The organism is Streptomyces sp. NBC_00513 (genome assembly GCF_041431415.1).
Taxonomy (GTDB): domain Bacteria; phylum Actinomycetota; class Actinomycetes; order Streptomycetales; family Streptomycetaceae; genus Streptomyces.
In genome coordinates this window covers 7,168,673-7,194,355 of the sequence record NZ_CP107845.1, presented here as the reverse complement: position 1 = coordinate 7,194,355, position 25,683 = coordinate 7,168,673, and the positions used below count along the sequence as shown (strand labels likewise).

Annotated in this window: 20 protein-coding genes; 9 read left to right on the top strand and 11 right to left on the bottom strand. The window is 74.0% G+C overall.

Features of this window, described 5'->3' with window-relative positions:
- Positions 1–98: 98 nt before the first annotated feature.
- Positions 99–1,097 (top strand): helix-turn-helix domain-containing protein, encoded by a 999-nt coding sequence (locus OHA84_RS32355; protein ID WP_266968372.1) that lies wholly within the window; start codon positions 99–101, stop codon positions 1,095–1,097.
- Positions 1,098–1,163: 66 nt separating this feature from the next.
- Here OHA84_RS32355 and OHA84_RS32350 read toward each other — a convergent pair whose 3' ends face one another.
- Complete coding sequence (locus tag OHA84_RS32350; protein ID WP_266968373.1) at positions 1,164–2,219, bottom strand: helix-turn-helix domain-containing protein; 1,056 nt, start codon at positions 2,217–2,219, stop codon at positions 1,164–1,166.
- A 338-nt stretch (positions 2,220–2,557) separates the two neighbouring features.
- On the opposite strand from OHA84_RS32350, the gene OHA84_RS32345 reads away from it, so the two are divergent.
- The gene (locus tag OHA84_RS32345) at positions 2,558–5,332 is read left to right on the top strand and encodes an AAA family ATPase (protein ID WP_266952758.1); all 2,775 of its coding nucleotides are present in this window, start codon (positions 2,558–2,560) and stop codon (positions 5,330–5,332) included.
- Positions 5,333–5,602: 270 nt separating this feature from the next.
- On the opposite strand, the gene OHA84_RS32340 is transcribed toward OHA84_RS32345, so the two are convergent.
- Entirely contained in the window at positions 5,603–6,595 is a 993-nt protein-coding gene (locus OHA84_RS32340; RefSeq protein ID WP_266952756.1) for a DUF4344 domain-containing metallopeptidase, read from the bottom strand.
- A 134-nt stretch (positions 6,596–6,729) separates the two neighbouring features.
- Positions 6,730–9,624: an AAA family ATPase gene (locus OHA84_RS32335; protein ID WP_266952754.1), complete on the bottom strand. Its 2,895-nt coding sequence runs from the start codon at positions 9,622–9,624 to the stop codon at positions 6,730–6,732.
- A 364-nt stretch (positions 9,625–9,988) separates the two neighbouring features.
- Between OHA84_RS32335 and OHA84_RS32330 the strand changes: the two genes are divergently transcribed.
- Entirely contained in the window at positions 9,989–10,876 is an 888-nt protein-coding gene (locus OHA84_RS32330) for an alpha/beta hydrolase (protein ID WP_266952752.1), read from the top strand.
- Between the two features lie 62 nt (positions 10,877–10,938).
- Here OHA84_RS32330 and OHA84_RS32325 read toward each other — a convergent pair whose 3' ends face one another.
- Positions 10,939–11,346 carry a hypothetical protein gene (locus OHA84_RS32325; RefSeq protein ID WP_266968374.1) on the bottom strand — a complete coding sequence of 136 codons (408 nt, stop codon included), beginning with the start codon at positions 11,344–11,346 and terminating at the stop codon, positions 10,939–10,941.
- Positions 11,347–11,546: 200 nt separating this feature from the next.
- Here OHA84_RS32325 and OHA84_RS32320 point away from each other — a divergent pair, with 200 nt between their 5' ends.
- Positions 11,547–11,774, top strand: coding sequence for a DUF5133 domain-containing protein (locus tag OHA84_RS32320; RefSeq protein WP_266952748.1), 228 nt, complete (start codon positions 11,547–11,549; stop codon positions 11,772–11,774).
- 120 nt (positions 11,775–11,894) lie between these two features.
- A complete protein-coding gene (locus OHA84_RS32315) occupies positions 11,895–12,092 on the top strand; it encodes a CsbD family protein (RefSeq protein ID WP_266952746.1) in 198 nt (65 codons plus the stop codon).
- 160 nt (positions 12,093–12,252) lie between these two features.
- Here the strand turns inward: OHA84_RS32315 and OHA84_RS32310 are convergent, their stop codons facing one another.
- Positions 12,253–13,320, bottom strand: a complete 1,068-nt coding sequence (locus OHA84_RS32310; RefSeq protein WP_266968375.1) for a saccharopine dehydrogenase NADP-binding domain-containing protein — start codon at positions 13,318–13,320, stop codon at positions 12,253–12,255.
- Between the two features lie 95 nt (positions 13,321–13,415).
- On the opposite strand from OHA84_RS32310, the gene OHA84_RS32305 reads away from it, so the two are divergent.
- Positions 13,416–14,390 carry a helix-turn-helix domain-containing protein gene (locus OHA84_RS32305; RefSeq protein ID WP_266952742.1) on the top strand — a complete coding sequence of 325 codons (975 nt, stop codon included), beginning with the start codon at positions 13,416–13,418 and terminating at the stop codon, positions 14,388–14,390.
- 76 nt (positions 14,391–14,466) lie between these two features.
- Here the strand turns inward: OHA84_RS32305 and OHA84_RS32300 are convergent, their stop codons facing one another.
- The 4 genes from OHA84_RS32300 to OHA84_RS32285 form a co-directional block, all read right to left on the bottom strand.
- Entirely contained in the window at positions 14,467–15,294 is an 828-nt protein-coding gene (locus OHA84_RS32300; protein ID WP_266968376.1) for an SDR family oxidoreductase, read from the bottom strand.
- A gap of 162 nt (positions 15,295–15,456) precedes the next feature.
- Positions 15,457–16,830, bottom strand: a complete 1,374-nt coding sequence (locus tag OHA84_RS32295) for an FAD-dependent oxidoreductase (RefSeq protein WP_266968377.1) — start codon at positions 16,828–16,830, stop codon at positions 15,457–15,459.
- A gap of 155 nt (positions 16,831–16,985) precedes the next feature.
- Positions 16,986–17,333 (bottom strand): hypothetical protein, encoded by a 348-nt coding sequence (locus tag OHA84_RS32290; protein ID WP_266952736.1) that lies wholly within the window; start codon positions 17,331–17,333, stop codon positions 16,986–16,988.
- Positions 17,334–17,504: 171 nt separating this feature from the next.
- A complete protein-coding gene (locus OHA84_RS32285) occupies positions 17,505–18,557 on the bottom strand; it encodes a mechanosensitive ion channel family protein (RefSeq protein ID WP_266968378.1) in 1,053 nt (350 codons plus the stop codon).
- A 222-nt stretch (positions 18,558–18,779) separates the two neighbouring features.
- Between OHA84_RS32285 and OHA84_RS32280 the strand changes: the two genes are divergently transcribed.
- Together OHA84_RS32280 and OHA84_RS32275 are read left to right on the top strand one after the other, a co-directional pair.
- Entirely contained in the window at positions 18,780–19,058 is a 279-nt protein-coding gene (locus OHA84_RS32280; protein ID WP_266952732.1) for a hypothetical protein, read from the top strand.
- A 112-nt stretch (positions 19,059–19,170) separates the two neighbouring features.
- Positions 19,171–19,314 carry a hypothetical protein gene (locus tag OHA84_RS32275; RefSeq protein WP_266952730.1) on the top strand — a complete coding sequence of 48 codons (144 nt, stop codon included), beginning with the start codon at positions 19,171–19,173 and terminating at the stop codon, positions 19,312–19,314.
- Between the two features lie 310 nt (positions 19,315–19,624).
- On the opposite strand, the gene OHA84_RS32270 is transcribed toward OHA84_RS32275, so the two are convergent.
- Positions 19,625–20,557 carry a DMT family transporter gene (locus OHA84_RS32270; RefSeq protein ID WP_266968379.1) on the bottom strand — a complete coding sequence of 311 codons (933 nt, stop codon included), beginning with the start codon at positions 20,555–20,557 and terminating at the stop codon, positions 19,625–19,627.
- Between the two features lie 82 nt (positions 20,558–20,639).
- Complete coding sequence (locus OHA84_RS32265) at positions 20,640–21,374, bottom strand: helix-turn-helix transcriptional regulator (protein ID WP_266968381.1); 735 nt, start codon at positions 21,372–21,374, stop codon at positions 20,640–20,642.
- Between the two features lie 257 nt (positions 21,375–21,631).
- On the opposite strand from OHA84_RS32265, the gene OHA84_RS32260 reads away from it, so the two are divergent.
- Complete coding sequence (locus OHA84_RS32260; RefSeq protein WP_266968383.1) at positions 21,632–25,672, top strand: Pls/PosA family non-ribosomal peptide synthetase; 4,041 nt, start codon at positions 21,632–21,634, stop codon at positions 25,670–25,672.
- Positions 25,673–25,683: the final 11 nt, after the last annotated feature.

The window sequence follows — 25,683 nt, the reverse complement described above, 5'->3', positions numbered from 1 at the left end:
GCCGCCGGCGCCACAGACTCGAAGCAGTACCGCGGGAGGGCAGCCGCCCCCTCCCCCGTGCGTCCTGTTGTTCTCCGAGGCGGCCGAAGGGAGTCTGCGTGCGTGCTCTCACCGCACCTGCCGCACCACCGGATGCCGACGCGGAGCGGAACACCGACGGCGCCGCCGACCTCGCGCGCTGGTTGGCGCCCGTCTCGGCCGGCGACCGGGCGGACGGGCCCGAGGGCGACGCCCCCCGGTGTCGCGGCTTCGGATACCTGCGCCTGCTCCTCTGGCAGGCGGCGCCCGCCCAGCTGAGTCGTACGCCGCGGACGGTGGCGCGAGAGCCCCTGGACGCCGTCGCCGTCGTGCTCCCCCGGCACGGCACGACCGCCGTCACCCAGGACGGCCGCGGCGCGACCGTCGGAGCGGGCGAACTGACCCTGATCGACCTGCGCCGGCCGTTCGCACTGGAGCGCGCCGCAGGGGCGTCGGTACTGCTCTGCCGACTGCCGGCGCACGCCCTGGGGCTGTCGGTGGCGGACCTGCGTCCCGTCCTCGGGCGCGTCGTGCCGGTCGGCGGGGACGGTGTCGCGGCCTTGCTGGGACCCCTGCTGCACGGCCTCGGCGCGTCGAGCGACGCGATGTCCGTGACGGTGGGCGAGCGGCTGGGCGGTGTCGTCACGGAGTTCGTGGCCGCGCTCGTGAACGAGTGGAACGAGGAACCGCAGGGCCGGAACGATCCCGGCTGTCCGGGGCGTGAGGCGCTGCTCCGCGCCGTCCGGGAGCACATCGATCGCCACCTCGGCGACCCGGACCTGTCCCCGGAACGCATAGCGGCGGCCCACGGCATCTCGGTGCGCTACCTGCACCGGCTCTTCGAGGCGGAGGACACCACCGTGGGCAGGCTGGTCCACCAGCGGCGCGTCGAGCAGTGCGAGCGGGAGCTCAGCCGGCGCGGGCGGGTGAGCCCGTCCATCTCGGCGGTGGCCCAGCGCTGGGGCTTTCGCAGTCCGGCGCACTTCAGCCGGGCCTTCAAGGCCGTGTACGGGCACTCGCCGCGCCAGTGGCGGGCGGCTGCCCTCGGCGCCGCGGAGTCCGCGCCCCCGCGAGCGTGACGCCGCACGGCATCCGGCGCCCCGGGCCCCCGACCAGCCGGCACAGCCCGGGTTCAGCCGGCGGGGTCACCCCGTCGGCCGGACCCGGGAGTCGCGCCAGTCGCTCGGCGACATTCCGTACGCCGTACGGAAACTGCGGCTGAAGTGGGCCGCGCTGGCGAACCCCCAACGACCGGCGACGACGGCCACGCCGGTGTCGGTGCGTCCCGGCCGGGCCAGCTCCCGGCGCGCCTCCTCCAGTCGGCGGTGCTGGATCCAGCGCCCGACCGTGCTGTCGTGCTCCGAGAACAGCTTGTGCAGATAGCGGATCGACACGTGGTGCGCGGCGGCGACGGTCACCGGTGACAGCCCCCGGTCCCAGAGGGACTCGTCGATGTGGGCGCGCAACCTGCGGGTGAGCTCCTCCCGCTCGTGCCGCCGTGCCGGCCGTGCCCCGCGGTCGCCCGCCTCGACCGCCAGGGCGGCGACGAGTTCGGCGACGTTGCCGGCCAGGTGCAGGGCCGTGCGCGCCGAGTATCCCGAGGCCTCCTCGGCCAGGGTCCGCAGGAGGGGCGCGAGCAGTGTGGCCACGGGGCCGCGCAAGGGCGGTTCCCGGCGGACCAGGTCGCGGATCCGCTCACCGGTGACGGCGAGGGAGCCGCACGGAATCCGTACGAGGTGCAGGCGAAAGCCCTCGTACGCGTGGAAGGCGAACGACTCCGAGCCGTCCAGGACGAACAGGTCCGACGGACGCAGGGCTCCCGCCGGTTCCCCCTCCCCGGCGGGGAGCGCGTCCCGGCCCCCGGGGACCAGCCGCGCCCGACCGTCGGAGAGGACGCCCAGGAGGAGGTGCCCGCCGGGCACGGTCGAGGCGTCCAGGGCGAGGGTGGTCCGGGCCGGGCCGCGGACCGTGCTCACGTGGAGGAAGCCGAGCGTGCCGGAGTCGACCCGGCCGGTGAACCGGGCGGCTTCGCCGTCGGTGACGACCAGGGGGGCGAAGGCCTCCGCGAGGCCCGCTCCGGCCGGCGCGGGTCCCGGGGCCACCTCCGTGTCCGTGCCCGCGTTCCCGCTCGTGCCCGCGTTCGGGTTCATGTCCGCGTTCGGGTTCGGGTCCGACCGATCCGCGCCGGCGGTTCGGGACATGGATGTCAGGCTCATGCGGCCCCCTGGTCTGTGCGCCGCCTCGGAGGCCGAGGCGCTGTGCCGGAATCCGGGCCGCGCGCCACGCGCCTGCCCTCGTCCTCAGCCTGCGCCGGGACGGTACGGATGGGTAGGGCGCGGGGCGTTCAGTGCAGGGAGGGGCAACAGCCGTGCAGGCTGGGGCAACATCGGACGTCGTCGCGACGCTCGTACGAGTGCGGGATAATGGCGTGGCACTCGAACGTCGCCGCCGCGCGGGCGGATCGGGGCGGAAGGGGCTGGGGGCGGCCGCTTCCGGTGAGCGAGACGCACGGCCCACGCCCCGGCCGGCTGGGGGATCCGTGGTCACCGAGAACACCGTGGTCACCGAGAACACCGGATGTGACGGACCGCGTCTCGTCGGCCGGCAGCGTGAACGCCTGCTGCTGGAGCGGGCGCTGCGGAACGCCCGGTCCGGTTCGGGCGGTTCGGCGATCGTCCTGCGGGGTGACGCGGGGATCGGCAAGACCGCGCTGCTGGACTGGACGGCGGCCCGCGCCGCCGAGGCCGGGTTCACCGTCCTGCGCGCCGTCGGCGCGGAGGCGGAGGTGGCGACCGCCTTCGGTGTGCTGGGGCAGGTTCTGCGACCGCTGCCGGGCGACTCGCGGGCACTTCCGGAACACCAACGGGCCGCCCTGGAAAGTGCGCTGGGGATCCGGGAAGGCCTTCTGCCGGGAGGGTTCACGGTAGGGGCGGCGGCGCTCGGGCTGCTCGCTGAGGCGGCGCGCCACCGGCCGTTGCTGATCCTGGTGGACGACCTGCACTGTGTGGACTCCTCCAGCAGGGCCGTCTTCGCCTTCCTGCGGCACCGGATCTGCGATCTCCCGCTGGTGATGGTGTTCACGACGCGCCCGGATGGTTCCGCTCTGGAGGGGTGGTCCACCCATCCCGTGGACGTGGACGCGCTGTCGGGTGACGACGCCGCCACCCTGCTGCGCCAGTGGCATCCGGGCCTGGCCGGCACCACGGTCGCGCGGGTCGTGGACGAGGCGGCCGGCAATCCGCTCGCCCTGGCCGAACTGCCGAGGCAGTTGGGCCGGGAGCACCGGCGGGGCACCGTACCGCTGCCGGAACGACTGCCCCTCGGGCAGCGTCTGGAGCAGCTGTTCGCGCAGCGCCTGGAGTCGCTGTCCGCGGAGACGACAAGGGTGCTGCTGGCGGCCGCCCTGGGCGGCGACGGGTCCGCCGGACAGGGGGGCACGTGGTGGCGGGCGGCCGGCGGGGACCGGGCGGAGCAGGTGCTCGACCGGATCGAGGCGAGCGGTCTGGCCCGGCTGGACCACGCCGGGAGACTGGCGTTCCGGCATCCGCTGGTCCGCAGCGCGGTGATCGCCTCGGCTTCGGAGACGGAGCGGCGGGCCGCCCACCGGGCCCTGGCGGAGGACCTGCCCGAGGGGGACGTACGGCGCCTCCTGCACGAGGCCTCCGCCGCCGAGGCCCCCGGCGAGCCGCTCGCCGCGCGGCTCCAGGAGGCCGGATCACGGCTCGCGCTCCGCGGGGGCGACGCGGAGGGGGCGCTGCTCCTGGACCGCGCGGCGGCGCACAGCACCGACCCCGACAGTCGGGCGAGGCGCCTGACGCTGGCCGCGGTGATGTCGGCGCGCGGCGGACGGCTGCCCTACACGGCTCGGCTGGTCGACGAACTCAAGCGGGGTCCGGTACCGGCGGACATCGCCCCCTTGTTCGCGTACGCGGTCGTGTACGTGGACCAGAGCCACCACGTGGACTTCGACTCCTCGTTCACGCTGTTGCCGCAGGCTCTCGCCGGTCTGGCCGCCTCCGGCGGGGAACCGTTCGGCGACCTGGTGGAACAGGCCTTCTTCAAACTGTTGCTCGCCACGGCGTACACCGGCGATCCCCGGGGGCGGCGGGCCCTGGAGGCACACCTGGGGCAGGTCTCCCCGGCCGCCCGCCTGTGCCACCGCGCCTGGGCCGATCCGCCCCGCACCGCGCACGGCGTGGAGAGCGAGCTGCGGGCGATGTCCGAGCGCATGGCGTCAGGACAGGAGGCGGGGCACTCCTGGCTGCTGCTCTGGACCGCCTGCGCGGTGGACGGCGCGGACTCCGGCCTGTGGCGGCTCTTCGCGGGGCAGCACGGGTTCGCCACCCAGGGTTCCGTCGCGAAGGCGAAGTGCTATCGGCATTTCCTGCGCGGCCGCTGGGACACCGCGGAGGACTGTCTGCGGGAGGCGGACGCCGCGGAGGAACTCGGCTACCACTGCAACGCGTTGCTGTTCCGTCACTACCACGCCCACTTCCTGGCGGGAAGGGGCGACGAGGCGGGGCTGCGCGAGAGCCGGGCCCGGATCGAGCCCGCCGCGAAGAGGGCCGGGATGCGTTTCGTCACGGACCACCTGAGCCATCTGGGTGCGCTGGCCGCGCTGGCGCACGGGCGGTACGAGGAGGCGTACGGCAGGCTGCGCCGGTTGATGGCCCCGGGTGAACTGCCCCTCGGGTTGCCCTGGTTCCACCTGCCCTTCTTCGACTTCGTCCTGGCGGCCGTGCGATGCGGGAGGCAGGCGGAGGCCGTGGCCCACGTGGCCGCCGCGCGTGAGGCCCGGATCGACGAGATCTCCGAACACCACGCCTTCCTGCTCGCGGCGGCGGACGCCCTGACGGTCGGCTCGGAGGAGGACGACGTCGAGGAGGCCGACGCACGGTACGCCGCCGCGTACGCGGTACCGGGCGCCGACCGGTGGGTCTTCGAACTGGCGCGGCTGCGGCTGGCCCACGGTTCCCGGCTGCGGCGGCGGGGTCGGCGGGACGAGGCCGAGGAGGTGTTGCGTACGGCGTACCACTCCTTCCTGGAGCTGCGGGCCGATCCGTGGGCCGAGCAGTGCCGGGAGGAACTCCGTGCGGCGGGACGGTCGGTGGACGGCGGGCCGGCCGGCCGTGAGCCGCTCACGCCCCAGGAGCTGCGCATCGCGCGTCTGGTGGCCACCGGGCTGACGAACAAGGAGATCGGCGCGGCGCTGCGGCTGTCCCCGCGTACCGTCGCCGGCCATCTCTACAAGGTCTTTCCCAAGCTCGGGATCACCTCGCGGGCCGCGGTGGCCCGGGCGCTGGCGGACGCCTGAGCGGATGCCCCGCGCGCGCCCCACCACCCGGCGGCCCGAGCACCAGGTCCGCCCGGCCGCCGACGACCGTACACGGCCCCTGGCCCCGACCGTCACCGCGGGCAGGCCGGCGACGCACCCGCCTTCGAAGCGGTCACGGCCCGCATCCGCGCGCCACGAAGCGGGCCCGGCAGGCCCCGAACCCGGCCGTTGGCCGTGCTCGCGATGCCCGCCTCCGCGGCTACCGCGGCAGACTCCGTGCCGACCCCTGAGACCAGAACCCGCACGGGCTCATTGACTGCCGCGGATCTCGTCGATGCGCCGCGCCAGGGCCTGCGTCTCCGCGATCAGCCGCGCGTGCGCCTTCTTCTGCTCCTCATCGCCCCGGGCCCTGAACGCCACGCTGAAGTGGGGTTGGAGCTGGGTCCACCAGCCGTAGTCCAGCATCGCCCACGCCTGTGGGCAGAGGGGGGCGCGGGTTTTGGGGAGGTAGCCGCTGTCGACCAGGGACGTCCGGTACTTCTTCGGGTCGCTGCCCTCCAGGTAGCACAGGAAGTTGAAGGCCCGCTGCTGGGTGACGGGATGGTCGCTCGCCAGGCCTTCCAGGGTCGGCCGGCCTTCCTTGCGGGCGAGCTCGTCGAAGAGGACCGCGGCGGCCAGCGACGGGCCCGGCCCGACCTCGTTGACGGTGTAGAAGGACGCGAAGCCGTCAGCCGCGTCCTCTTCGAGGCCGAGGTTGGCCAGGAGGAGCTGGCGTTGCAGGGCGTGGCCCATCTCGTGGCCGAAGATGAACTCGGTTGACAGCACGGTCAGATCGTCCGTGTTGTACTCGGACGCGGGGAACGGGGCCGGCCGTTCGACGGTCTTCACGACATCGGCGAGGGCCTTCTCGATGGTCGTCAGGAACGACGGCGGGACGAAGATCGTCCTGCCGTCGGGTTGGGTGACGGCGTCGGTGACGCCGGGCGGCACGTCGGCGGTGACCTTCACGACCATGTCGTGCGGGAGGGCCAGAGCCCTGTTCACCCAGTCGGCCGACCGCTCCAGCACACGGGACTTCCGGATCAGCGCCACGGCCTGCCGGTCCTCCGGTTTGACCGACTTGGTCTCGTAGACGACGGTGACCCTGCCGGAGCGCGCCACCTGGGGGCGAGGCCCTCCTCCGGGTCCCTGCCCGGCGTCGCGGCCCTCGCCGCCGCACCCGGTCACGACGACCCCGGCGAGGACCAGCACGCCTGACAGGACGTTGCGCGCCCGCTTCGGGCGACCGGCGGTGTTCGGCATCCTTGGTCGGCTCCTGTCGCGTGTTCCCGCACTGATTCTCAGTCCGTCCGGCGGCGGGCGCCCGTGGAGCCGCCCGTACGGGGGACCGTCCGCCGCGGTGTCGACGAAGACGAGGGTCCGAACAGGCCACGGCACTAGGCGTCGCAGGCGCGCCGGTGGGCGTCATCCGTCCCCGCCTCCCGCAGGGCGCGGGCCATCCCGCCCCGGGTGGTGATGCCCAGCTTGGGAAAGATCTTGTAGAGGTGTGCGCCGACGGTGCGGGGGGACAGCCTCAGACGTGCGCCGATCTCTCGGTTGGTCAGCCCCTCGGCGGCCAGCTCGGCGATTCTCGACTCCTGTGCGGAGAGCGGGTGCCGGAGTTCGCCGGCGGGACGTTCGGCTGCCGCCGCCTCCGGGCCCGGTCCTCGGGCGGCGGCGAGTTCCCGGGCGGCCTGCCCGGCCCAGGGCGCCGCCCGCAGCCGCTCGAAGACGGCGTGTGCGGCCGTCAGCCGGGCGGCGGCCTCCCGGCGGCGGGAACGGCGTCGCAGGCAGGCGCCGTGGGCCAGGTGGAGTCGGGCCAGTTCGAAGGGCCATTGCTCGGCTCCGGGCAGGGCGTAGGCGGCCGTGTACCGGTCCTCGGCCGCGTCGTCGGCCGCCGCCAAAGCCTCGGCCGCGGCCACGAGGAAGGCGTGGTGGGGGGAGACGGCCGCGATCCCGGCCTCGCGCACGGCGTGCAGGTGGGCCTGCGCCTCGACCCGGTGGCCGGTTTCCACGGCGGCCTGGGCGAAGTCCAGCAGGGTCAGCTGGATCCAGGGCAGGCGCGGCAGCGGAACTCCCGGCGGGGTGAGGGACCGTACGTGGTGCCAGGCCTCCCCGGCGTGACCGTGCCCCAGGGCGCACAGCGCCCTCAGGCCGAGCAGCCGGCCCGTGACCAGCCGAAGGTGCCGGTCGGCCGCCCAGGGCGTCAGGAGCCGCGTGATCGCCTCCAGGCCGGCGGTGTCGCCGCGCCCGGCGAGGACCTGGCCGTGGTGGAGGAGGAACATCATCTCGTTGTAGCCGTAGCCGTGGGCGGCCGAGGCGGCGGCGCCCCGACGGGCGAGGGCGAGGGCCTCGTCCCACCGGCCGTGGAGGAAGTGGTCGTGGGTGCGGGCGAGTTCGATGAACGCCTGGGTCACATAGGTGCTCCGGGACGACAGGCGGTCCCACAGCGCGGCATGGTCCGCGACGGTGTCGACCGCCATCGCGGTCCACAGGAGCAGCCGGGCGGCGAGGGGGTCCGCCGGCCCGTCCGCCTGTGACGCGGCGGCGGCCCGCAGCCGGGCGGGCACCTCCCGGGCCGTGCGCGGCGGATCGGCCCACGCCTGATGGCACAGCGCGGTCAGTTCCGAGGCCTGCCCGACATGGCGGTCCAGGGCGGCCCGGGCCCGGTCGTCGCCGGTGTGCGAGGCGACGATGACGAGGACGAAGAGCGCCGGTTCGAGCAGGGCCGCGCGCTGCTCCGCGTCGCGGAAGGGGGCGGCGGCGTCCAGCACGGCGGGCAGCCCTTGGAGCGCGGGGGTCGGATCCCCGTCGAGGTGGAGCCGCACGTAGGCGACCGCCAGGGCGTACAGGGCCGCCGGGCGCGGTGTGCGGGGGCGGGCCTCGTTCTCGGCCTCGGCGAGCAGCCGGTCCGCGAACCTCAGTCGGCCGCCCCGTGCGGCCAGGGCCGCGGCGGCGACGAGGCGTGCGGCCCTGGCCTCCGGGTCGGCGGTGAGTCCGGCGGCGCGCGCCATGACGCTCGCCCCCTCCGCCTCGCCGCCGCGCTCCGCCATGGTCTGCGCCGCCGCGTACAGCAGGGCGGCCAGGGCGTCGTCGGGGCCGATGGCGGCCGCCGCGAGGTGTGCGAGCCGTTGCGGACTGTGCGGGGGCAGGGCTTCGGCGAGGCCGCGGTGGGCGGCGCGGCGCTCCGCGGACGAGGCGGTGTGGACGAGTCCGGCGCGCACCAGGGGGTGGTGGAAGCGCACGCGGCCCGTCCTCGGGTCGACACGCGCCAGTCCGGAGTCCTCGATCCGCCGCCGGGTGCCGGCCGCCCGCGCCCCGAGGGACGTGTGCGCGGCGTCGGCCGTGCGGGCGCCGTCGGCCGCCCGGGCCGCGATGCTCTCCCTCGTGGCCGCGCCGGGCGTCGCCGGACCGCCGAGTGCCGCGCGCAGCAGGAGGTGGCGGGCGTCCTCGGGGAGGGCGCGCAGCCGGTCCTCGTACAGTCCGCCGAGACGTTCGCCCAGCGGCAGTTCGCCGAGCAGTTCCCCGGTCTCCGGATCGACGTGGAGGGCGAGCCGGTCCGGGGCGGCGCGTTCCAACTCCGCGGGCAGTTCCCGCAGGGCGAGGGGGTTGCCGCCCGCGGCGCGCAGGACACGGCGGCGCGCCCACTCGGCGAGGTGGGGGTGCAGCCCGCGCAGCAGGTCGCCGGCGCGTGCGTCGTCCAGTGGTTCGAGATCGATCGGCCGGCCGACCTCCCCTGCGGCGTAACGGCCCTCGTGGCGGGTGGCGCCGATGACGACGAGCGGGAGGCCGGCCGCCCGTGACCCGATGAACCGGAACGCGGCGGCGCTGGACGGGTCCGCCCACTGCAGGCCGTCGAGGAGCAGGACGATCGGCCTGCGGGCGGCGGCCCGGGCCAACAGCGCGAGCGCCGCCCCGGCCACCTCCCCCGCCGCGGGCGCCTCGTCCGCGCGTACCCCCAAGGCCGCTTCCAGCAGGTGGCGTTGACCGTCCGGGAGGCCGTGGGCTGTGTCGAGCAGCGGCCACAGCACCTGGTGCAGGGCCGCGAACGGGAGGGCCGATTCGGCCTCGGCCCCCGCCATGCGCAGCACGCGCAGGCCGGCGAGGCCGGCCCGCTCCTCGGCCCAGTCGAGGAGCGCGGTCTTCCCCATCCCGGGATCGCCGCGCAACAGGAACGCCGCTCCCGTCGAACGCACGGCGTCCAGTGCCGGGGCCAGGAGTTCGCGCTCCGGGCCGCGTCCCGCCCGATCCGGAGCCGATTCCCCGGGGCGCGCGCCGCTCTCGCTCTCCATGTCGGCTCCGATCCTCACGTGCTTCCCGTCGTCCCGCCGGCGGCCCCCACCACGGCGCACGCCACCTCACCGAGCGCACAGTAGACCAGCCCCCGATCACGGGCGGAAATCCGAAACCGCAGGTGGAGGGGCGGGCCGGCGCGTATCGGGCCGCCGCGGCGGGCCTTTCGTGCACCGTGGCGCAAGGGGTGTGCACTCAGCGGCGACAACGCCCCTCCCGCGGCCCCTAGCGTGCCGCCGTGCCCCTGCGCGCAGGGGTGCGCGCCCTGCCGCCTCCTTCCGAGCGAACGGGGGCCGCCGTCATCGAGCACGTCCGCCGAGCCCGCGTTCCGCCCCGGAGCCGGAGCCAGATCCAGGAGAGTCCATGTCACCCCACGCACCCGGCGTCTCGTACGCCCGGGACCTCGCCCAGGTCGAACGGGCCAACGCCTCGGGCCGGATCCCGGTCGTCTTCATCCACGGCCTGTGGCTGCTGCCCACCAGTTGGGACCGGTGGGCCACCGTCTTCGAGGAGGCCGGTTACGTCGCCGTGGCCCCCGGATGGCCGGACGATCCGGAGACCGTCGAGGAGGCCCGGGAGCACCCGGAGGTCTTCGCGGGCAAGAGCGTCGGGCAGGTGGCCGACCACTTCTGCCGCCTCGTCCGCGCCCTGGACCGCACGCCCGCCGTGGTCGGGCACTCCTTCGGCGGACTGATCGGCCAGATCATCGCCGGCCGGGGACTGTCCCGGGCCACGGTCGCCATCGACCCCGCGCCCTTCCGCGGGGTGCTGCCGCTTCCCTTGTCGTCCCTGCGGGCCGCGAGCGCGGTACTGGGCAACCCGGCGAACCACCACCGGGCGGTGCCGTTGACGTACGACCAGTTCCGGTACTCGTTCGCCAACGCGGTGCCCGAGGAGGAGGCCCGCGAGCTGTACGCGCGCTTCGCGGTGCCGGCGTCCGGTGAACCGCTGTTCCAGGCGGCCACGGCCAACCTCAACCCGTGGACGGAGGTGAAGGTGGAGACCACCGGCGCCGATCGGGGACAGCTGCTGGTCCTCTCGGGCGAGAAGGACCACACCGTGCCCTGGGCCATCGCGAACGCCTCGTACAAGAAGCAGGCGCGCAACGAGCACGCGGTGACGGAGATCGCGGAGATCCCCGACCGGGGTCACGCCCTCACCATCGACCACGGCTGGCGCGAGGTCGCCGACACGGCGCTGGCGTTCCTTCGACGCTTCGCCGACCCGGCCGGTCCGCCCGAGGCGGCATAGCCGGCGCGGGCGGCGGGCGACGCGGGCGACGGGCGGCGCGGGCGGGCGGGCCGGCGGGCCGGTCAGGGCATCTCGTCCGGGTCGCAGCTCGCGCGGCGCAGCCCGATGGTGCGCAGGGCCCGCATCAGGCCGTCGGCGTCGCCCTCTCGGACGACGTGTACGGACCCTTCGGCGGCCACACCGTCCAGTTCGGCGACGAGGGTGTCGGCACCGGTCCGCAGGACGACCCCGCTCGGCGGATCCAGGGCGCGCACCCCGCGGAAGACCTCCAGCGCCGCCGGGTCGGCGGTGAGGCCGCCGGACAGGGCCAGGACGGTGATGTCGGGGAGCAGGACCCGGGCGTGGGCGAGGGCGACGGCCGCCTCTCGGGCGTGGGAGATGACCTGGAAGTGCGGGTTGCTCTGGATGCGCGACCGCAGCCGTTCCAGTTCCTCGCCTTCGGGCACACCGACCACCAGAACCGTCATCACGGTCCCCATCCTGCGTCGCGGCCACCGTCGGGGCGACCCGGGACGGTCCGACGGAAGTCGGCCGGGCCGCTCCGTCCGCGCCCTGGAGTCCAGGTCCGCGAGCGCGTCGATCACGCGGGGCCACGGGCCCGTGTGATCGACGCGGGGTGGGGTACACGCCGGCGCAGAGAGATCGACCGCCGGAGAAGGGAACTCCCTCCATGCTGATGGCCCACCCCGCGCTGCTGCCCGCCGCCGTCCGGGAGTACGAGACGTTGAGCCTTCTGAACGCCCTCGAAGGCAGCCCGCGAACGCGGCGGCGGATGGAGGAGGTCGCCGAGCTCCTGTGCACGGCGACGGGGACGGGCAACCCGGACGCCGCCCTGATCGCGGCCCGCTACCGGCTTCCCGGGGCGGGTACCTTCGACGATTCGGTCCTGCCCTCCTGAGGAGGGCGTCGGCGCGGCGCGGGGAGCGCGGCAGGAGTCGACGCCGGATCTCGACGCGCGCCCTTGACCGATATGACCTAGTTTGATCCCCGTCAGCATCCCCAGCATAAGGAGTGCACCATGGCCGACAAGGGCGGCATGGACAAGGCGAAGGGCAAGGCCAAGGAGGTCGCCGGGAAGGTCACCGGCAACGACCGGATGGCCGCCGAGGGCAAGACCGACCAGGCCAAGGGCAAGGCCAAGGAGGCCATGGGCGAGGCCAAGGAGCGCGCCCAGGGCGTCAAGGACTCGATGCGGGACAAGCGCACCAAGCCCTGACCCGGCACGCCCGCGCGGGGTCCCCGGACACTGGTCCGGGGACCCCGCGCGGCGTCCGGGCACCGTCCGCGTCCCCCGCGCCGCGCCTGGTGTCGGCGCCGTGTCGGGTCGGGTGTCGGCGCCGTCATCGCCCGGCGGACGGAGCCCGTCCGCCCGGGGCTCACGCTCCGCCCAGCACCAGTTCGTCCAGGGGCAGGGACCGCAGGAAGTCCTCGGCGTCGAAGGCCTCCCCCGCGGTGACCACACCCCCGGCGCCTCCCCTGACACCACCGCCGGCCACGATCCGTTCGACCGCCTCGACGACGACGGGCGCGGTGAAGGCGTAGATGTCGCGACCCCGGGCCACCGCCCGGCGCTCCTCGTCCCCTCGGCGGACGACGACCTCGACCACGAAGACCTGGGCCGACCGGCCGGCGGCGTCGGCGGAGCGCGGTCCCGTGGTCAGCGGATCGGCCAGGTCCTTCAGCGGGGTGACGTTCAGGAACGTGTTGATCCGCGCGGTGTCCAGGTGTCGGGAGACGGTGATCACGTCGGTGGTGGAGAACTCCCCCACCACCTCCTCGACTCCGAACGGCTCGGGAAACGTCCACGTCCCCTTCGGCGCCGGTTCGTCGCCCGCGAGGACCTGGAGCCGGCGGTCGGTGAAGACCACCCGGCGGCCGGCCCGGCGCTCGCCGGCCAGCAGCGTTCCCCGGGTCGGGTGCCAACTGTCCAGGGCCACCGCGATGGAGATCTCGTCGGCGGCCGGCCAGTCCCCCATGGCGGCGGTGGCGAGCAGGTCGCCCAGCGCTCCGTAGAAGGCCATCACCGGGGCCACCACCACCCCGGCGTCCTTCACGCGCGGGTCGTCGCGGTACGTGTCGAAGGTGTCGATCGCGACGAGTGTCTCGCCGGTGACGTCGAGGTAGTGGATCCCGGCGCGCAACGCGGCCTCGACCAGCGGCGGCACGGTTTCGGCGAAGGGGCCCGCGCAGTTGATCACCGCGGCCGCGCCCTCGATCGCACGGTCCAGGGACGCCGCGTCGTCGACGGAGGCGAGCTTCCACTCCACCCCGAGATCGGCGGCCGCCGCCGCGAGCTTCGTCGCGTCCCGCCCGGACAGCACCGGTGTCCAGCCGCGTTCCAACAGTTCCGCCGTGACGAACCGGGCGGTGTGACCGTAGCCGCCGAACACGGCGATCACCGGGTTCACACGGGTCCGGTCGGGTCGGTGGTGGTGCTCCGTCATCGGTTCTTCTCCTGTCGTGGGACGCGTTCCCATCCTGCTCGGCGGTGCGCTTCGCGACGACCTTCCAGGGCGTCAACGTGCGCTAGGTTCGCGTCATGCCCGCCCATCGCGTCGCCATGGCCGTCACCGACGACATGCCGATCTTCGAAGCAGCCGTCCCGTGCCAGATATTCGGCGTCGACCGGCCTCATCTGGTCGATCCCTGGTACCGGTTCGCGGCGTTCCCCGTGGGAGGCGCGACGGTGCGGCTCACCCCGGGCTTCACCCTTGCCCCCGTCGACGACGGCTGGGGCATCGAGACGGCGGACACCCTGGTCGTCCCCGCCTGCACGAACGTGCACGAGGAGCCGCCCGAGGAGCTGGTGGACATCGTCCGGGAGGCGTACGAGCGCGGGACGCGGATCCTGTCCATCTGTTCCGGTGCCTTCGTGCTGGCCGCCGCCGGGGTGCTCGACGGGCGCCGGGCCACCACCCACTGGCTGCACGCGGACGAGCTGGCCCGCCGTCATCCCGCCGTCCGGGTCGACCCGTCCGTGCTGTACGTGGAGGACGCCAACGTGATCACCTCCGCCGGGACGGTGGCCGGCATCGACGCCTGTCTGCACGTGGTGCGCGGCGACCACGGGGCGGCCGTGGCCGCCGAGTTGGCCAGGGGCCTGGTCACACCGCCGCATCGGGACGGCGGCCAGGCCCAGTACCGGCGCCCGCTGCCGCCCGGGTCGGGCGACGACTGGCTGGCGGGACTGCTGGACTGGGCCGACGAGCACCTGCACCTGCCACTGACCACCGCCGACCTGGCCGCGCGGGCCCACGTGAGCGTGCGCACCGTCGAGCGCCGGTTCGCCGACGCGCTCGGGATGTCCCCGCTGCGCTGGGTGTTGCAACAGCGGATACGCCGGGCGCAGCAGTACCTGGAGACCAACGACCGGACCGTCGAGTGGATCGCCACCACCTGCGGATTCGGCGGACCGGCCGGCCTGCGGGCGCACTTCGCCCGGATCGTCGGCCTGTCACCCAGCGTCTACCGGCGCACCTTCCAGGAACGGGCGGGTGCGCGGCCCACCGGCTGACCTCCTGCCTCTCGTACACCTCGCGGCGGTGTTCTCGCGCGAGAGCGGACGCCGGCGGCGGCGTCCGTGCGGTGGGTCAGACCTGCGGTCGCACGAGGGCACGGGCCGCCGCGAACTCCTCGCGGGCCGCCTGCTCGGCAGCCTCCAGGTAGGCGTAGGCGTCCTCGCCGACCGGTACCCGCAAGGGGGTGGGCGCGTCGGAGGCGACCACCGCGAGCACACGGTCCGCGAAGTCCTCAGGCCTCCCGTACTCCTCGTTGTCCTCCATCGCCCGGAACCCGCCGAGCATCTCCCCGGTCGCCTCCGCGTAGTCCGGGAGACGGTGGGCCGCCTCCGCGAGGGATGATCCGTACCGGGTGGCGAAGACACCGGGCTCGACGGCCGTCACCCTCACCCCGAACGGAGCCACCTCGGCGGCCAGGGCCTGGCACATGCCCTCCAGCGCGTGCTTTCCCGCGACGTAGGAGGCGAGACCGGGGAAGGCCATGCGGCCGCCCAGCGAGGAGATGTTGACGATGTGTCCGCCGCCCTGGGCCCGCATCAGCGGCAGGACCAGGCGCGTGAGGCGCCAGGGGCCGATGAGCAGGGTCTCGATCTGGTCGCGGAGTTCGGCGTCGGACACCTCCTCGACCGTGCCGAAGAGGCCGCTTCCCGCGTTGTTGACCAGGACGTCGATCCCGCCCATGCGGTCCGCGGCGGTCCGGACGGCCTCCTCGCACTGTCGCGCGTCGCGCAACTCCATCGCGATCGGGGTGATGTGGCCGGGCCAGGCCTGGACGAGATCCTCCAGGGAAGTGAGTTTCCGGGCGGTCACCGCGACCTGATCGCCGGCCTGCGCCGCGGCCGTGGCCAACGCCCGCCCCAGCCCCGAGGAACACCCCGTCACCAGCCAACGACGCCCCATCGTTCCCCCTTCGAAGTGCGTACAGGGCGCCATGGTCGCCGAGCCGAGCGCCCCCCGAACAGCCCTTGTGAGCGGCGTGCGGGAGCGCGTGAGGCGCAGGCGACGGCGCGTGCGCCCCTGACGCCGCGTCCCTCTTCGACGGGTGTGGGGGTGACGGGGTGCTCAGGCCGGAATGAGCGCTTCCCACTGGTCCCGGGTCGGGCCGTCGTGCCGCGGCGAGAACTCCGGGTGGGCGTCCAGCCAGGAGGTCACGTGTCGGTCCACCTCGTCGGTGCCGTAGGCGTCCTGCGCCGGTCGCAGGAGGTGGCGCACCTGGGCCCGGGCTCTCATGACGACGGGATCGTCGAAGGCGCAGGCGGCCAAGGCCGCGGCCCGGCGGTCCGTGGGTGGTGCGCTCTCCGTGAGGCGTTGTTCGTTGGCGCGGTCGGCCGCGACCTGTGCGTCGAACCACGGGCGGAGGGTCCGCGCCGTCCAGGTGTGGTGGTGGGCGGGGTCCGCGGCGATCAGGTCGGCATGGGTGGCGAGGTGTTGGGCGGCGGCCAGCCCGAGGGCCACGCCGTGACCCAGGGTGGGGTTGGTGTGCATGAGGCTGTCCCCGACGTTGACCAGCCCGGTGACGACGGGACCCTCATCGTCGACGAGGGAGGTCCAGCGGTTGTCCAAGCCGGCCATCGCGAGGACGGCCGACCGCGGTTCGGGGTCCAGGTCGAGCCAGGCCGCGGTGGCGGGGAAACGGCGGGCGGCGGCCTCGAACACGGCGGGGTCGGTGAGCGCGCCGCGGGTCGGATCAGCCGTGGAGAGCACCAGGTGCACCGCGAAGGTGTCGTTGTCCGAGGGGAAGACGCCGGCGAGCGCGAACGACGAGGCCGAGCCGGTCTTCACCCGCCCGGGGTCGCGCGGACCGTCGGTACGCAGGCGGTACCAGCGGCACAGGTAGGCGATCCCGGTGCGGTGGCTGTCGACCACGGGCGGCCGGCAGCCGGCCGCGACCAGCCAGGCGGGAACCGGCGAGCGGCGACCGGACGCGTCGACGACGAGGTCGGCTTCGTACGTGTCCGCTGCCACCCGTACCCCGGTGACCCGGGCCGGGTCGCCCTCCGCGAAGGTGAGCCCGGACACCCGGCGGCCGCGCCGCTCGTCCACGGTGTCCTCCCGCCGCACGGCCGAGGTCAGGGCGGCCTCCAGCACGATGCGGCGGGTGCGCAGGGTCACCAGGTCCTCGTCGCCGGCCCGGTGCGGCGGGTGCTCGCCGAACCAGTCGAAGTCGTGGTACTCCCGGGCTCCGCGTGCCAGCAGGTCCGCGTAGACGTCGGGGGCCTCGGCCCGCATCACGGTGCGCACGGGCGCGAGGAAAGAGTGGGGTTGGACGGCCTGGGGGACGCGGGGTCTGTTCCAGTGGAAGAAGTCCCGGTTCGGGTCCTCTCCGGCCTGCCGCGCGTCCTGTTCGAACAACGTGACCGCATGGCCCCGCCTTCCGAGCATGAGCGCCGTCCCCAGCCCGCCGATACCCCCGCCGATCACCGCAACCCGCGCCACCGAATGCCCCTTCGCGTCGTGTTGCGGATCGAGCCTACCGCTTGATGATCTCCGCTCGACAACGGGCATGGCGGAGCGTCCTGTTCGGCCTGGCCGAGCAGGACTCTCCGTCGCGCATGGTGTCGCCCCGCATGGGACAGGGAGTTGACGAGGTGTCAGGCCGCCGCCGTGCCGGCGCTCTCCTCGGCCGCGACGGCCTGGGCGATCGTCTCGTACACGTGCGGCTTGTTGTGGGAGCGGAGCAGCCGCTGCGCCTCGCGCTCGGGAGCCACCACACTGAGGGTGGCGCCCAGCTCCTGGCACCGCCGTTCGGCCCGCAACACGGTGCTCAGTACCGCCGGGCCGATGAGCGGGGCCGCGACCACCATGACGAGGTGCCGCGGCCGGTACCCGCGAAGCAGGGCCTCCAACTCCCAGAGCGCCACACCGCGGTTGCTGATGTCCAGGTCCTCATTGAGACGGATGACCAGCACGCCGTTGTCGAAATCATGGGTGATAGGCACGGGCGGCCCCCTTCGGGCACTCTTGACGGTAACCATCAAATGCCCTGTGACCAGGGCGGGAACACGTTGAAAATGCGTCAGCGTCCAGCGGGGACACTGGTTCGCCCCCCACGAACCGTCTGCCCCACCGACACCTCGACATGCATGCGCGTTCAACCACCCACCCGGACGTCAGTGGTCGCCGGAGGCCTCCGCCGCGGGAGACGTGGCGATGCGGGGCAGTGCGTAGGGGTGCTTCTCGGCCAGCCAGGCGACGAGCTGCTCACGTACCGTGCACCGCGTGGTCCACAGGTCGTCCGGGTCCTTCGCCGTGACGATCGCGCGGACCGTGACGGTGCTGGCCGTGGTGTCCGTGACGGCGAGGTCCCAGCCGCGACCGTCCCATTCCTCGCAGGCGTCCAGGATCTCCTTCAACTTCTCCCGCATCAGCGCGAAGGGTGTGGCGTGGTCGCAGTGGATGAACACCGCGCCCGTCATCTGGATCCCACCGCGCGACCAGTTCTCGAACGGACGGCCCGTGAAGTAGGAGACCGGCATGGTGATGCGGCGTTCGTCCCAGGTCCGCACGGCCAGATAGGTGAGGGTCACTTCCTCCACCACTCCCCACTCCTCGTTCACGACCACCGTGTCGCCGATCCGCACCATGTCGCCGAAGGCGATCTGGAAGCCGGCGAAGAGATTGCCCAGGGTGGACTGGGCGGCGACGCCCGCCACGATGCCGATGATGCCCGCGGAGGCCAGTACGGACGTGCCGATGGCGCGGAAGTCGGGGAAGGTCAGCAGCATCGCGGCCGCCGCGACGACGGCGACGACCGCGGTGACGATCCTCATGATCAGGGTGACCTGGGTCCGTACCCGGCGGACCCGCGAGGGATCACGGGTGCCGGTCGCGTAGCGGGCGTACGAGGACTCGACCACGGCGGAGGTGATGTGGACGACGAACCACGCACCGGCGCCGATCAGCATCAGGGACAGCACCTGGCTGACGGCGCCCGCGTGTTCCCGCAGGGGCCGCCAGTCGATCTGCCGGTACGACGCCTTGAGGAGGGCGGCCAGCAGGAAGACTTGCAGGGACACTCGGCAGCGGCGCAGGCGGTTCCACAGCGGTGTCTCCGGATGTCGCGCGTCGACGCGGCGCAACAGCAGGTCGGTGAGCCAGCCCACGGTGAGTGTGAGCACGATCGAGCCGCCTATGACGGTCAGTAGACGCAGAACGGTGTTCATAACCCCTCAGAGCGGATCTCGGCAGGAGACTGACCCCGCCGCTCGTGCCCGACGGCGCGAAGGACAAACCGCACGCGACCGCACGACGAGACCGCACGACGAGGAAGATCGCCCGCGGGCATGGTCACGGGAATCGGCCACGAGGAAAGCGCCGGTCGGACCCTGTGTGCGGCGGGGCGCGTGGGGTAGGGGCGGCGCATGTTCCGGCATCGACGTGTACGAGTGACAGCTGTGTTCCTCACCGCCTGGGTGGGGTTCACCGGACTGGAGAGGTGGAGTGAACTGGCGCCGTGGTCGGCGGCGGTGGCGGCCGGAATCTTCTGGGCGGGAGTCGTCGCGGGGACGTGGTGGTTCGCGGAGTGGACGCTGTTCCCCCGAGCGCGGCGTGGCGGCGACGCCGACCGGGACCCGCGTCGCGTGGCGGCGCCGGACGGCGGGCCGGGCGGGGAGCGGGAGGCCGAGAGGGCATCGGACCCGGACCGGGTGGGCGCGCGGCGATGACGCCGGTGGTGCCGGTGGCGGGGCGAGTGGACGGCCCGTGCCCGGATCCAGCGCATCGTCGACCGGCGCCGGGGCAGACGCGGGTAAAGGTTCCGTATCCGGGAGGGAAACCATGGCCGGTCTGCTCGCCAAGTTGAAGGAATTCCGTCGCACCCCGCAGGGTGTCCGGGCGGAGGCGTCCGTCCGTCGTGCCGCCGCCGATCCGCGCAAGCGGGCGCAGGCGAGGCGGCTCGTCGACCGACTCCGCAGGCGCTGACCCCGCCGCCCGACCGGACGGGACGGCGCGGGACATGACGGTGCGGGCCACCGCGATCGAGCGGTGGCCCGCACCGTCATGCGTGCCGACCTTCAGGACGGCCTGGCCGCCGTTGATCACGAACCGTGATCCGGGCTCGACCACGATGTCGCCGGCCGCCGGTGCCCACCTGGTTGAACTGGCCACCCGGGCCCGGCCGTTCCCACCACGCGATGCGCTCCAGTGCCTGGCGGCGCCTGATCCGGAGCGGGGAGCCGGAGCCCCGGGCCGGCCCCGGGGTCACGTACGCGCGGCGTCGGGGCGTCCGCGCCTAAGCGGCGGCGCGCACCTCGGTCTCGGTGGGTTTCGCGGTGCGCGGACGACTTCGGGCCACCCCCACCCCGGCCAGGCACAGCACTCCGCCGAGCAGGGTCAGCCACGCGGGCACCTCGCCCAGGAACACCCAGCTCAGCAGAACCACGACGGCCGGAACGGCGTATGTCGTGGAGCCCAGCTTCCCGGCCGGCATCCGGGCCAGGGCGTACGTCCACGCGATGAAGGCGAGCGCGGTCGGCACCACGCCCAGGTAGATCATGTTCAGCGTCGCGGACAGCGGTGCCTCGGGCAGCTCCGTGGCGAGTTGCCCGGCGAAGGGCAGGCAGGCCACGGCGCCGATCAGACAGCTGTACGCGGTGATCTGAAGGGGTGTCCCGAAGGCGAGCGCGGGCTTCTGTGCGACCACACCGGTCGCGTAGGCCACGGCGGCCAGCAGGCACAGCGCGACCCCGAGCACCGAGGTGGATCCGGCGCCGCCCGACGACATGGAGAGGCCCACGACCACCGCGCCCACGAAGGAGACGGCCATGCCGGCCAGCAGTCTCGGCGGCAGCGCCTCACCCAACAGGCGGGCGGCGAGCAGGGCCATCAGGATGGGGCCGGTGTTCACCAGCAGGGAGGCCGTACCCGCGTCGACCAGCCGTTCACCCCAGTTCAGCGCGATGGTGTAGCCGCAGAACCATACGAGTCCGGACACCAGGATGCCGCGCCGGGCTCCGCGCGGGGGCAGTCCCTGGCGCCGGATCAGGAGCAGGGTGACGAGCACCAGGGAGGCGGCCAGCAGCCTGCCGAGGGCCAGGGCCCCGGGTGAGTAGGCGGCGCCGGCGCTGCGGATGGACACGAAGGCGGAGGCCCAGGCGAACACCGTGAAGGTGACGGCGCCGACCGTGAGGACGGCGGGTGAGAGCACACTCAGACGGGACTTCATGGAGGCACCCTAGCCAGCACACATTTCGGTGTCCACCGAAATGTTTTGCTGTACTTCCCGTCCCGCCACCCCCACTGCCCCTTCAGGCCCAGGCGTCCGCCGCGATCCCCAGCAGTTCTCCGAAGGCCCGCTCCCCCTCGCCGGTCACCAGGAGCGCCCGGCCGCCGCCGGCCGGCCTCACCACCCAGCGCTCGCCCAGCGCCCGCGCGCACAGTCGCGCCCCGGCGAGGCCGCCCAGGTGCCGGCGCCGCTCGGTCCAGTCCAGGCAGGAGCTCGCCAGGGGCCGACGGCCTTCCCGGGCGAGGTCCACGCCGGCGCGCCCGCACCACTCGCGCCCCGCCTCGGTCAACTCGAAGGCCGCCTCGGTCCGCAGCAGCCCCCGCTCCCCCATGGCATCGGTGACCGCCATCCCCAGCCGCCCCGCGAAGTGGTCGTAACAGGTCCGGGCCCGGGCGAGCGGGTCGGGCGCGGACACGACGGGCACGGCGTGCGCGGCGTCCCGATCGGGGATGGCGTGGGAGGCGAGTTCGTCCACCAGACGGGCCGTCGCCGCGTCGGCGATCCGTACGTAGCTGTGGCGGCCCTGCCGCTCGGTGACACAGATCCCCGCGTCGAGCAGCCGGGACAGGTGGCCGCTGATCGTGGACGGCGCGACCGAGGTGATCCGGGCCAGTTCACCGGCGGTCCAGGCGCGCCCTTCGAGCAGGGTCATGCAGATGGCGGCCCGGGTCTCGTCGGCCAGCGCGGAGGCGAGGGAGGCCAGGCGGGCCGCGGGTGCGGGGGCATCCGTGGGCCTTCCGGCCGATACGTCGTTCATGCACCCAGGATGCCGTAAAACTTCGCTGGACGCCGAATGGTTGCCGGTCTTTCGGACGGGGTCGTACGGCAGCCCCGCACGGACGGGGCACGTCCGTGTCCCGTACCGCCTCTTCTCCGCCACACACAAGCCTTCGACGAGAAGATTCTTGATCGCGGACTAGACTGGCCGGTTGTTTGGTGCTGGGCCGGAACAACCCGGGCAAACCTGGGCTCCGCCGGCGACCCGGACACTCCGGGACCGAGACGTGAGGGCCGATGGCAGCCACACCTGAACGCGGTGAACTGACTCTGCTCGACGACGAGGGCGGAAACGGCCACGTGGGCGCCGCCGACGCGGATCGAGACGGCCTCGGGCCCGAGGGTTCCGGCGTGCCCGAGGGTTCCGGTGTGCCCGGCGGGTCCGCTGGGCACGGGGAGCACGGGACGGGCGGGGAGTCCGGGAAGGGCGCGGTCTTCTCCGCCGGGCCCGCCGCCCCGCCGCGCACCCTCGTCGACGTCTTCGAGGCCACCGTGCGCGCGCACCCCGACGAGCTCGCCCTGGACGACGGCGCCGGCCGCCTGACCTACCGGGCGCTGGCCTCGGAGGTGGAGCGTCGCAGGCGTGCCCTCGCTGCCGCCGGGGTGGGGCGCGGCGACCGGGTCGGCGTTCGCGTGCCGTCCGGGACCAACGAGCTGTACGTGTCCGTCCTCGCCGTGCTCGCCGCCGGCGCCGCCTACGTGCCGGTCGACGCCGAGGACCCGGACGAGCGGGCCGAGCTGGTCTTCGCCGAGGCCGGGGTGCGGGCCGTCCTGGGCGCCGGAGAGCGTGTCGAGGTGACCGGACGACCGGCGGCGGCACCCTCGGGACTCCCGACGGAGCCCGCCGCGCGCCCGGGACCCGAACACGACGCGTGGATCATCTTCACCTCCGGTTCCACCGGCAAGCCCAAGGGTGTCGCCGTCAGCCACCGCGGCGCCGCCGCGTTCGTCGACGCGGAGTCCGCGCTCTTCCTCGCCGAGGAGCCGATCGGGCCCGGCGACCGGGTCATGGCCGGGCTGTCCGTCGCCTTCGACGCGTCCTGCGAGGAGATGTGGCTGGCCTGGCGCCACGGCGCCTGCCTCGTGCCCGTCCCCCGCTCCCAGGTCCGCAGCGGCGCCGACCTCGGCCCCTGGCTGTTGGAACAGGACATCACCGTGGTGTCCACGGTCCCCACCCTGGCCGCGCTCTGGGAGCCCGACACTCTCGCCGACGTCCGGTTGCTGATCTTCGGCGGGGAAGCGTGCCCGCCCGAGCTGACCCAGCGCCTGGTCACCGAGGGCCGTGAAGTGTGGAACACCTACGGCCCCACCGAGGCCACCGTCGTCGCCTGCGCCTCGCTCCTGACCGGCGAGGAACCGATCCGGATCGGCCTCCCGCTGAACGGTTGGGAACTGGCCGTGGTCGACGAGTCCGGCGAACCGGTGCCGATGGGCGGCAGCGGACAGCTCGTCATCGGCGGTGTCGGACTGGCCCGCTACCTGGACCCGGCGAAGGACGCCGAGAAGTACGCCCCGCTGGAATCCCTCGGCTGGCGGCGCGCCTACCGCAGCGGCGACCTCGTCCGCGCGGAACCGGAGGGGCTGGTCTTCCTCGGCCGGGGCGACGAACAGATCAAGCTGGGCGGTCGCCGGATCGAGCTGGGCGAGGTGGACGCCGCGCTCCAGGCACTGCCCGGTGTCGCGGGCGCGGCGTGCGCGGTCCGCACGGCGCGCGGCGGCAACCAACTCCTGGTCGGCTATCTGGTCACCCAGGAGGGCTGGGACCACGCGGCGGCCGTCGAGCGGCTGCGCGCCGAGTTGCCCGCGGCCCTCGTGCCGCTGCTCGCGCCCGTCGCCGACCTGCCGACGCGCACCTCCGGCAAGGTGGACCGGGACGCGCTGCCCTGGCCGCTCCCCGAGACGGAGGCCTCCGGGCCCGTCGAGCAGTTGTACGGCACCGAGGCCTGGCTCGCCGAGCAGTGGGGCGAGACCCTGGGCGTGACCGTCGCCGGGGCGTCCGACGACTTCTTCGCGATCGGCGGCAACAGCCTCGCCGCCGCCCGCCTCACCACGCGCCTGCGCACCCGCTACCCGCGCGCGGCCGTCCTCGACATCTACCAGCAGCCCACCCTGCGCAAGCTGGCCCGCCGGTTGGAGAAGTCGGTACGGGACGAGGACGCGGCCCGTGTCGTCGCCCCGGTTCCGCCGCGTTCCCAGGTGGCGCAGTGTCTCCTGCTGCTCCCGCTGTTCACGCTGGTCGGTCTGCGCTGGACGGTGGCGTTGCTGGCCCTGGGCAACGTGCTGCACCTGTTCGGGCCCTATCCGTGGGCGCCCACCGCCTCGTGGTGGCTGGTCGCCGCCGGCGCGGCGCTGCTGTTCAGTCCGCCGGGCCGGCTGGTGATCGCGGCCGGCGGCGCGCGCCTGTTGTTGCGCGGGGTGAAGGCGGGCCGTCATCCGCGCGGGGGAAGCGTGCACCTGAGGTTGTGGACGGCCGAGCGGCTCGCCGAGTGCGCCGGAGCGACCTCGCTGACCGGTTCCTGGCTGGAGCGTTACGCGCGGGCCCTCGGCGCCAAGGTCGGGCCCGAGGTGGACCTGCACTCGCTGCCGCCGGTGACGGGCATGCTCAAGCTCGGCCGCGGCTGCGCCGTGGAGTCGGAGGTGGACCTGAGCGGGCACTGGTTGGACGGGGACCGGCTGGTGATCGGCCCGGTGAAGGTCGGCGCGGGTGCGGTGGTCGGCACCCGCAGCCTGCTCTTCCCCGGTGCGCGGGTCGGCAAGCGGGCCGAGGTGGCCCCGGGTTCCGCCGTGGCCGGGCAGGTGCCGACCGGCCAGCGCTGGGCCGGGGCTCCCGCCGTCAAGCTCGGCAAGGCCAAGCGCAACTGGCCCCGGGAACGCCCGCCGCGCTCGCTCCGGTGGCGGGCCGCCTACGGGGCGGCCGGCTTCGGTCTCACGGCGCTGCCGGTGCTCGCCGCCCTGCCCGCCCTGTTCGTGGTCGGCCGGTTCGTGCCGGCCGACGCCGGGCTGGTCGAGGCGCTGCGGGGCGCCTTGCTCGCCGTGGTGCCCGGGGCCCTCGCGTTCGGGGCGGCGTACGCGCTGCTGCTGCTGGTGTCCGTACGGCTGCTCAGCCTCGGCCTGCGGACGGGCACGCATCCGACGCACGGCAGGATCGGCTGGCAGGCGTGGACGGTCACCCAGCTGATGGACCTGTCGCGGGAGACCCTGTTCCCGCTGTACGCCGGGCTGATCACTCCGGTGTGGCTGAGGCTGCTGGGCATGAGGATCGGCCGGGGCGCGGAGGTGTCCACGGTGCTCGCTCTGCCGAGCCTCACCACCGTCGGCGAGGGTGCCTTCCTGGCCGACGACACCCTGACCGCCCCGTACGAACTGGGCGGCGGCTGGATGCGGATCGGTCACTCCGAGATCGGCCGGCGGGCGTTCCTGGGGAACTCCGGCATGACCGCGCCGGGCCGCACGGTGCCGGACGGCGGGCTGGTCGGGGTGCTGTCGGCGACTCCGAAGAAGGCCAAGAAGGGCAGTTCGTACCTGGGTCTGCCGCCGGTCAGGCTGCCCCGGTCCACCGCGGACGCCGACCAGAGCCTGACCTACGATCCGCCCGTACGGCTGCTGTGGGCGCGGGGCCTGGTGGAGCTGTGCCGGCTCGTGCCGGTGTTCTGCTCGGCGGCCCTGGCCGTGCTGACGGTGGCGGCGCTCTGCGCTCTGGGCACGGCGGACGGGACGGGGGTCGCGGGCGCGGCGCTGTTGTCCGGGGTGGTCCTGCTCGCGGCCGGTACGGCGGCGTGCGGGGTCACGGTGGCCGCGAAGTGGCTGCTGGTGGGGCGGCACCGGGCGGGAGAGCACCCGTTGTGGAGCGGCTTCGTGTGGCGCAACGAGCTGGCCGACACCTTCGTCGAGGTGCTGGCCGTGCCGTGGTTGGCCGGATCCGTGCCCGGTACGCCGGTGCTGGCCCTGTGGTTGCGCGCGCTCGGGGCCCGGATCGGCCGGGGCGTGTGGTGTGAGAGCTACTGGTTGCCCGAGACGGACCTGGTGGTGCTGGGCGACGCGGTGAGTGTGAACCGCGGCTGCGTGTTGCAGACGCACCTCTTCCACGACCGGATCTTGAGGACGGATACTGTGGTCCTCCGTGAGGGCTCCACCCTGGGGCCGGGCGGCATCGTCCTGCCCGGGAGTACGGTCGGTGCCCACAGCACACTGGGTCCCGCCTCTCTCGTGATGGCCGGGGAATCCGTCCCCGCCGACACCCGTTGGCTGGGCAACCCGATCGAGGCGTGGCGGGCCTGAGAGGGCCCGAG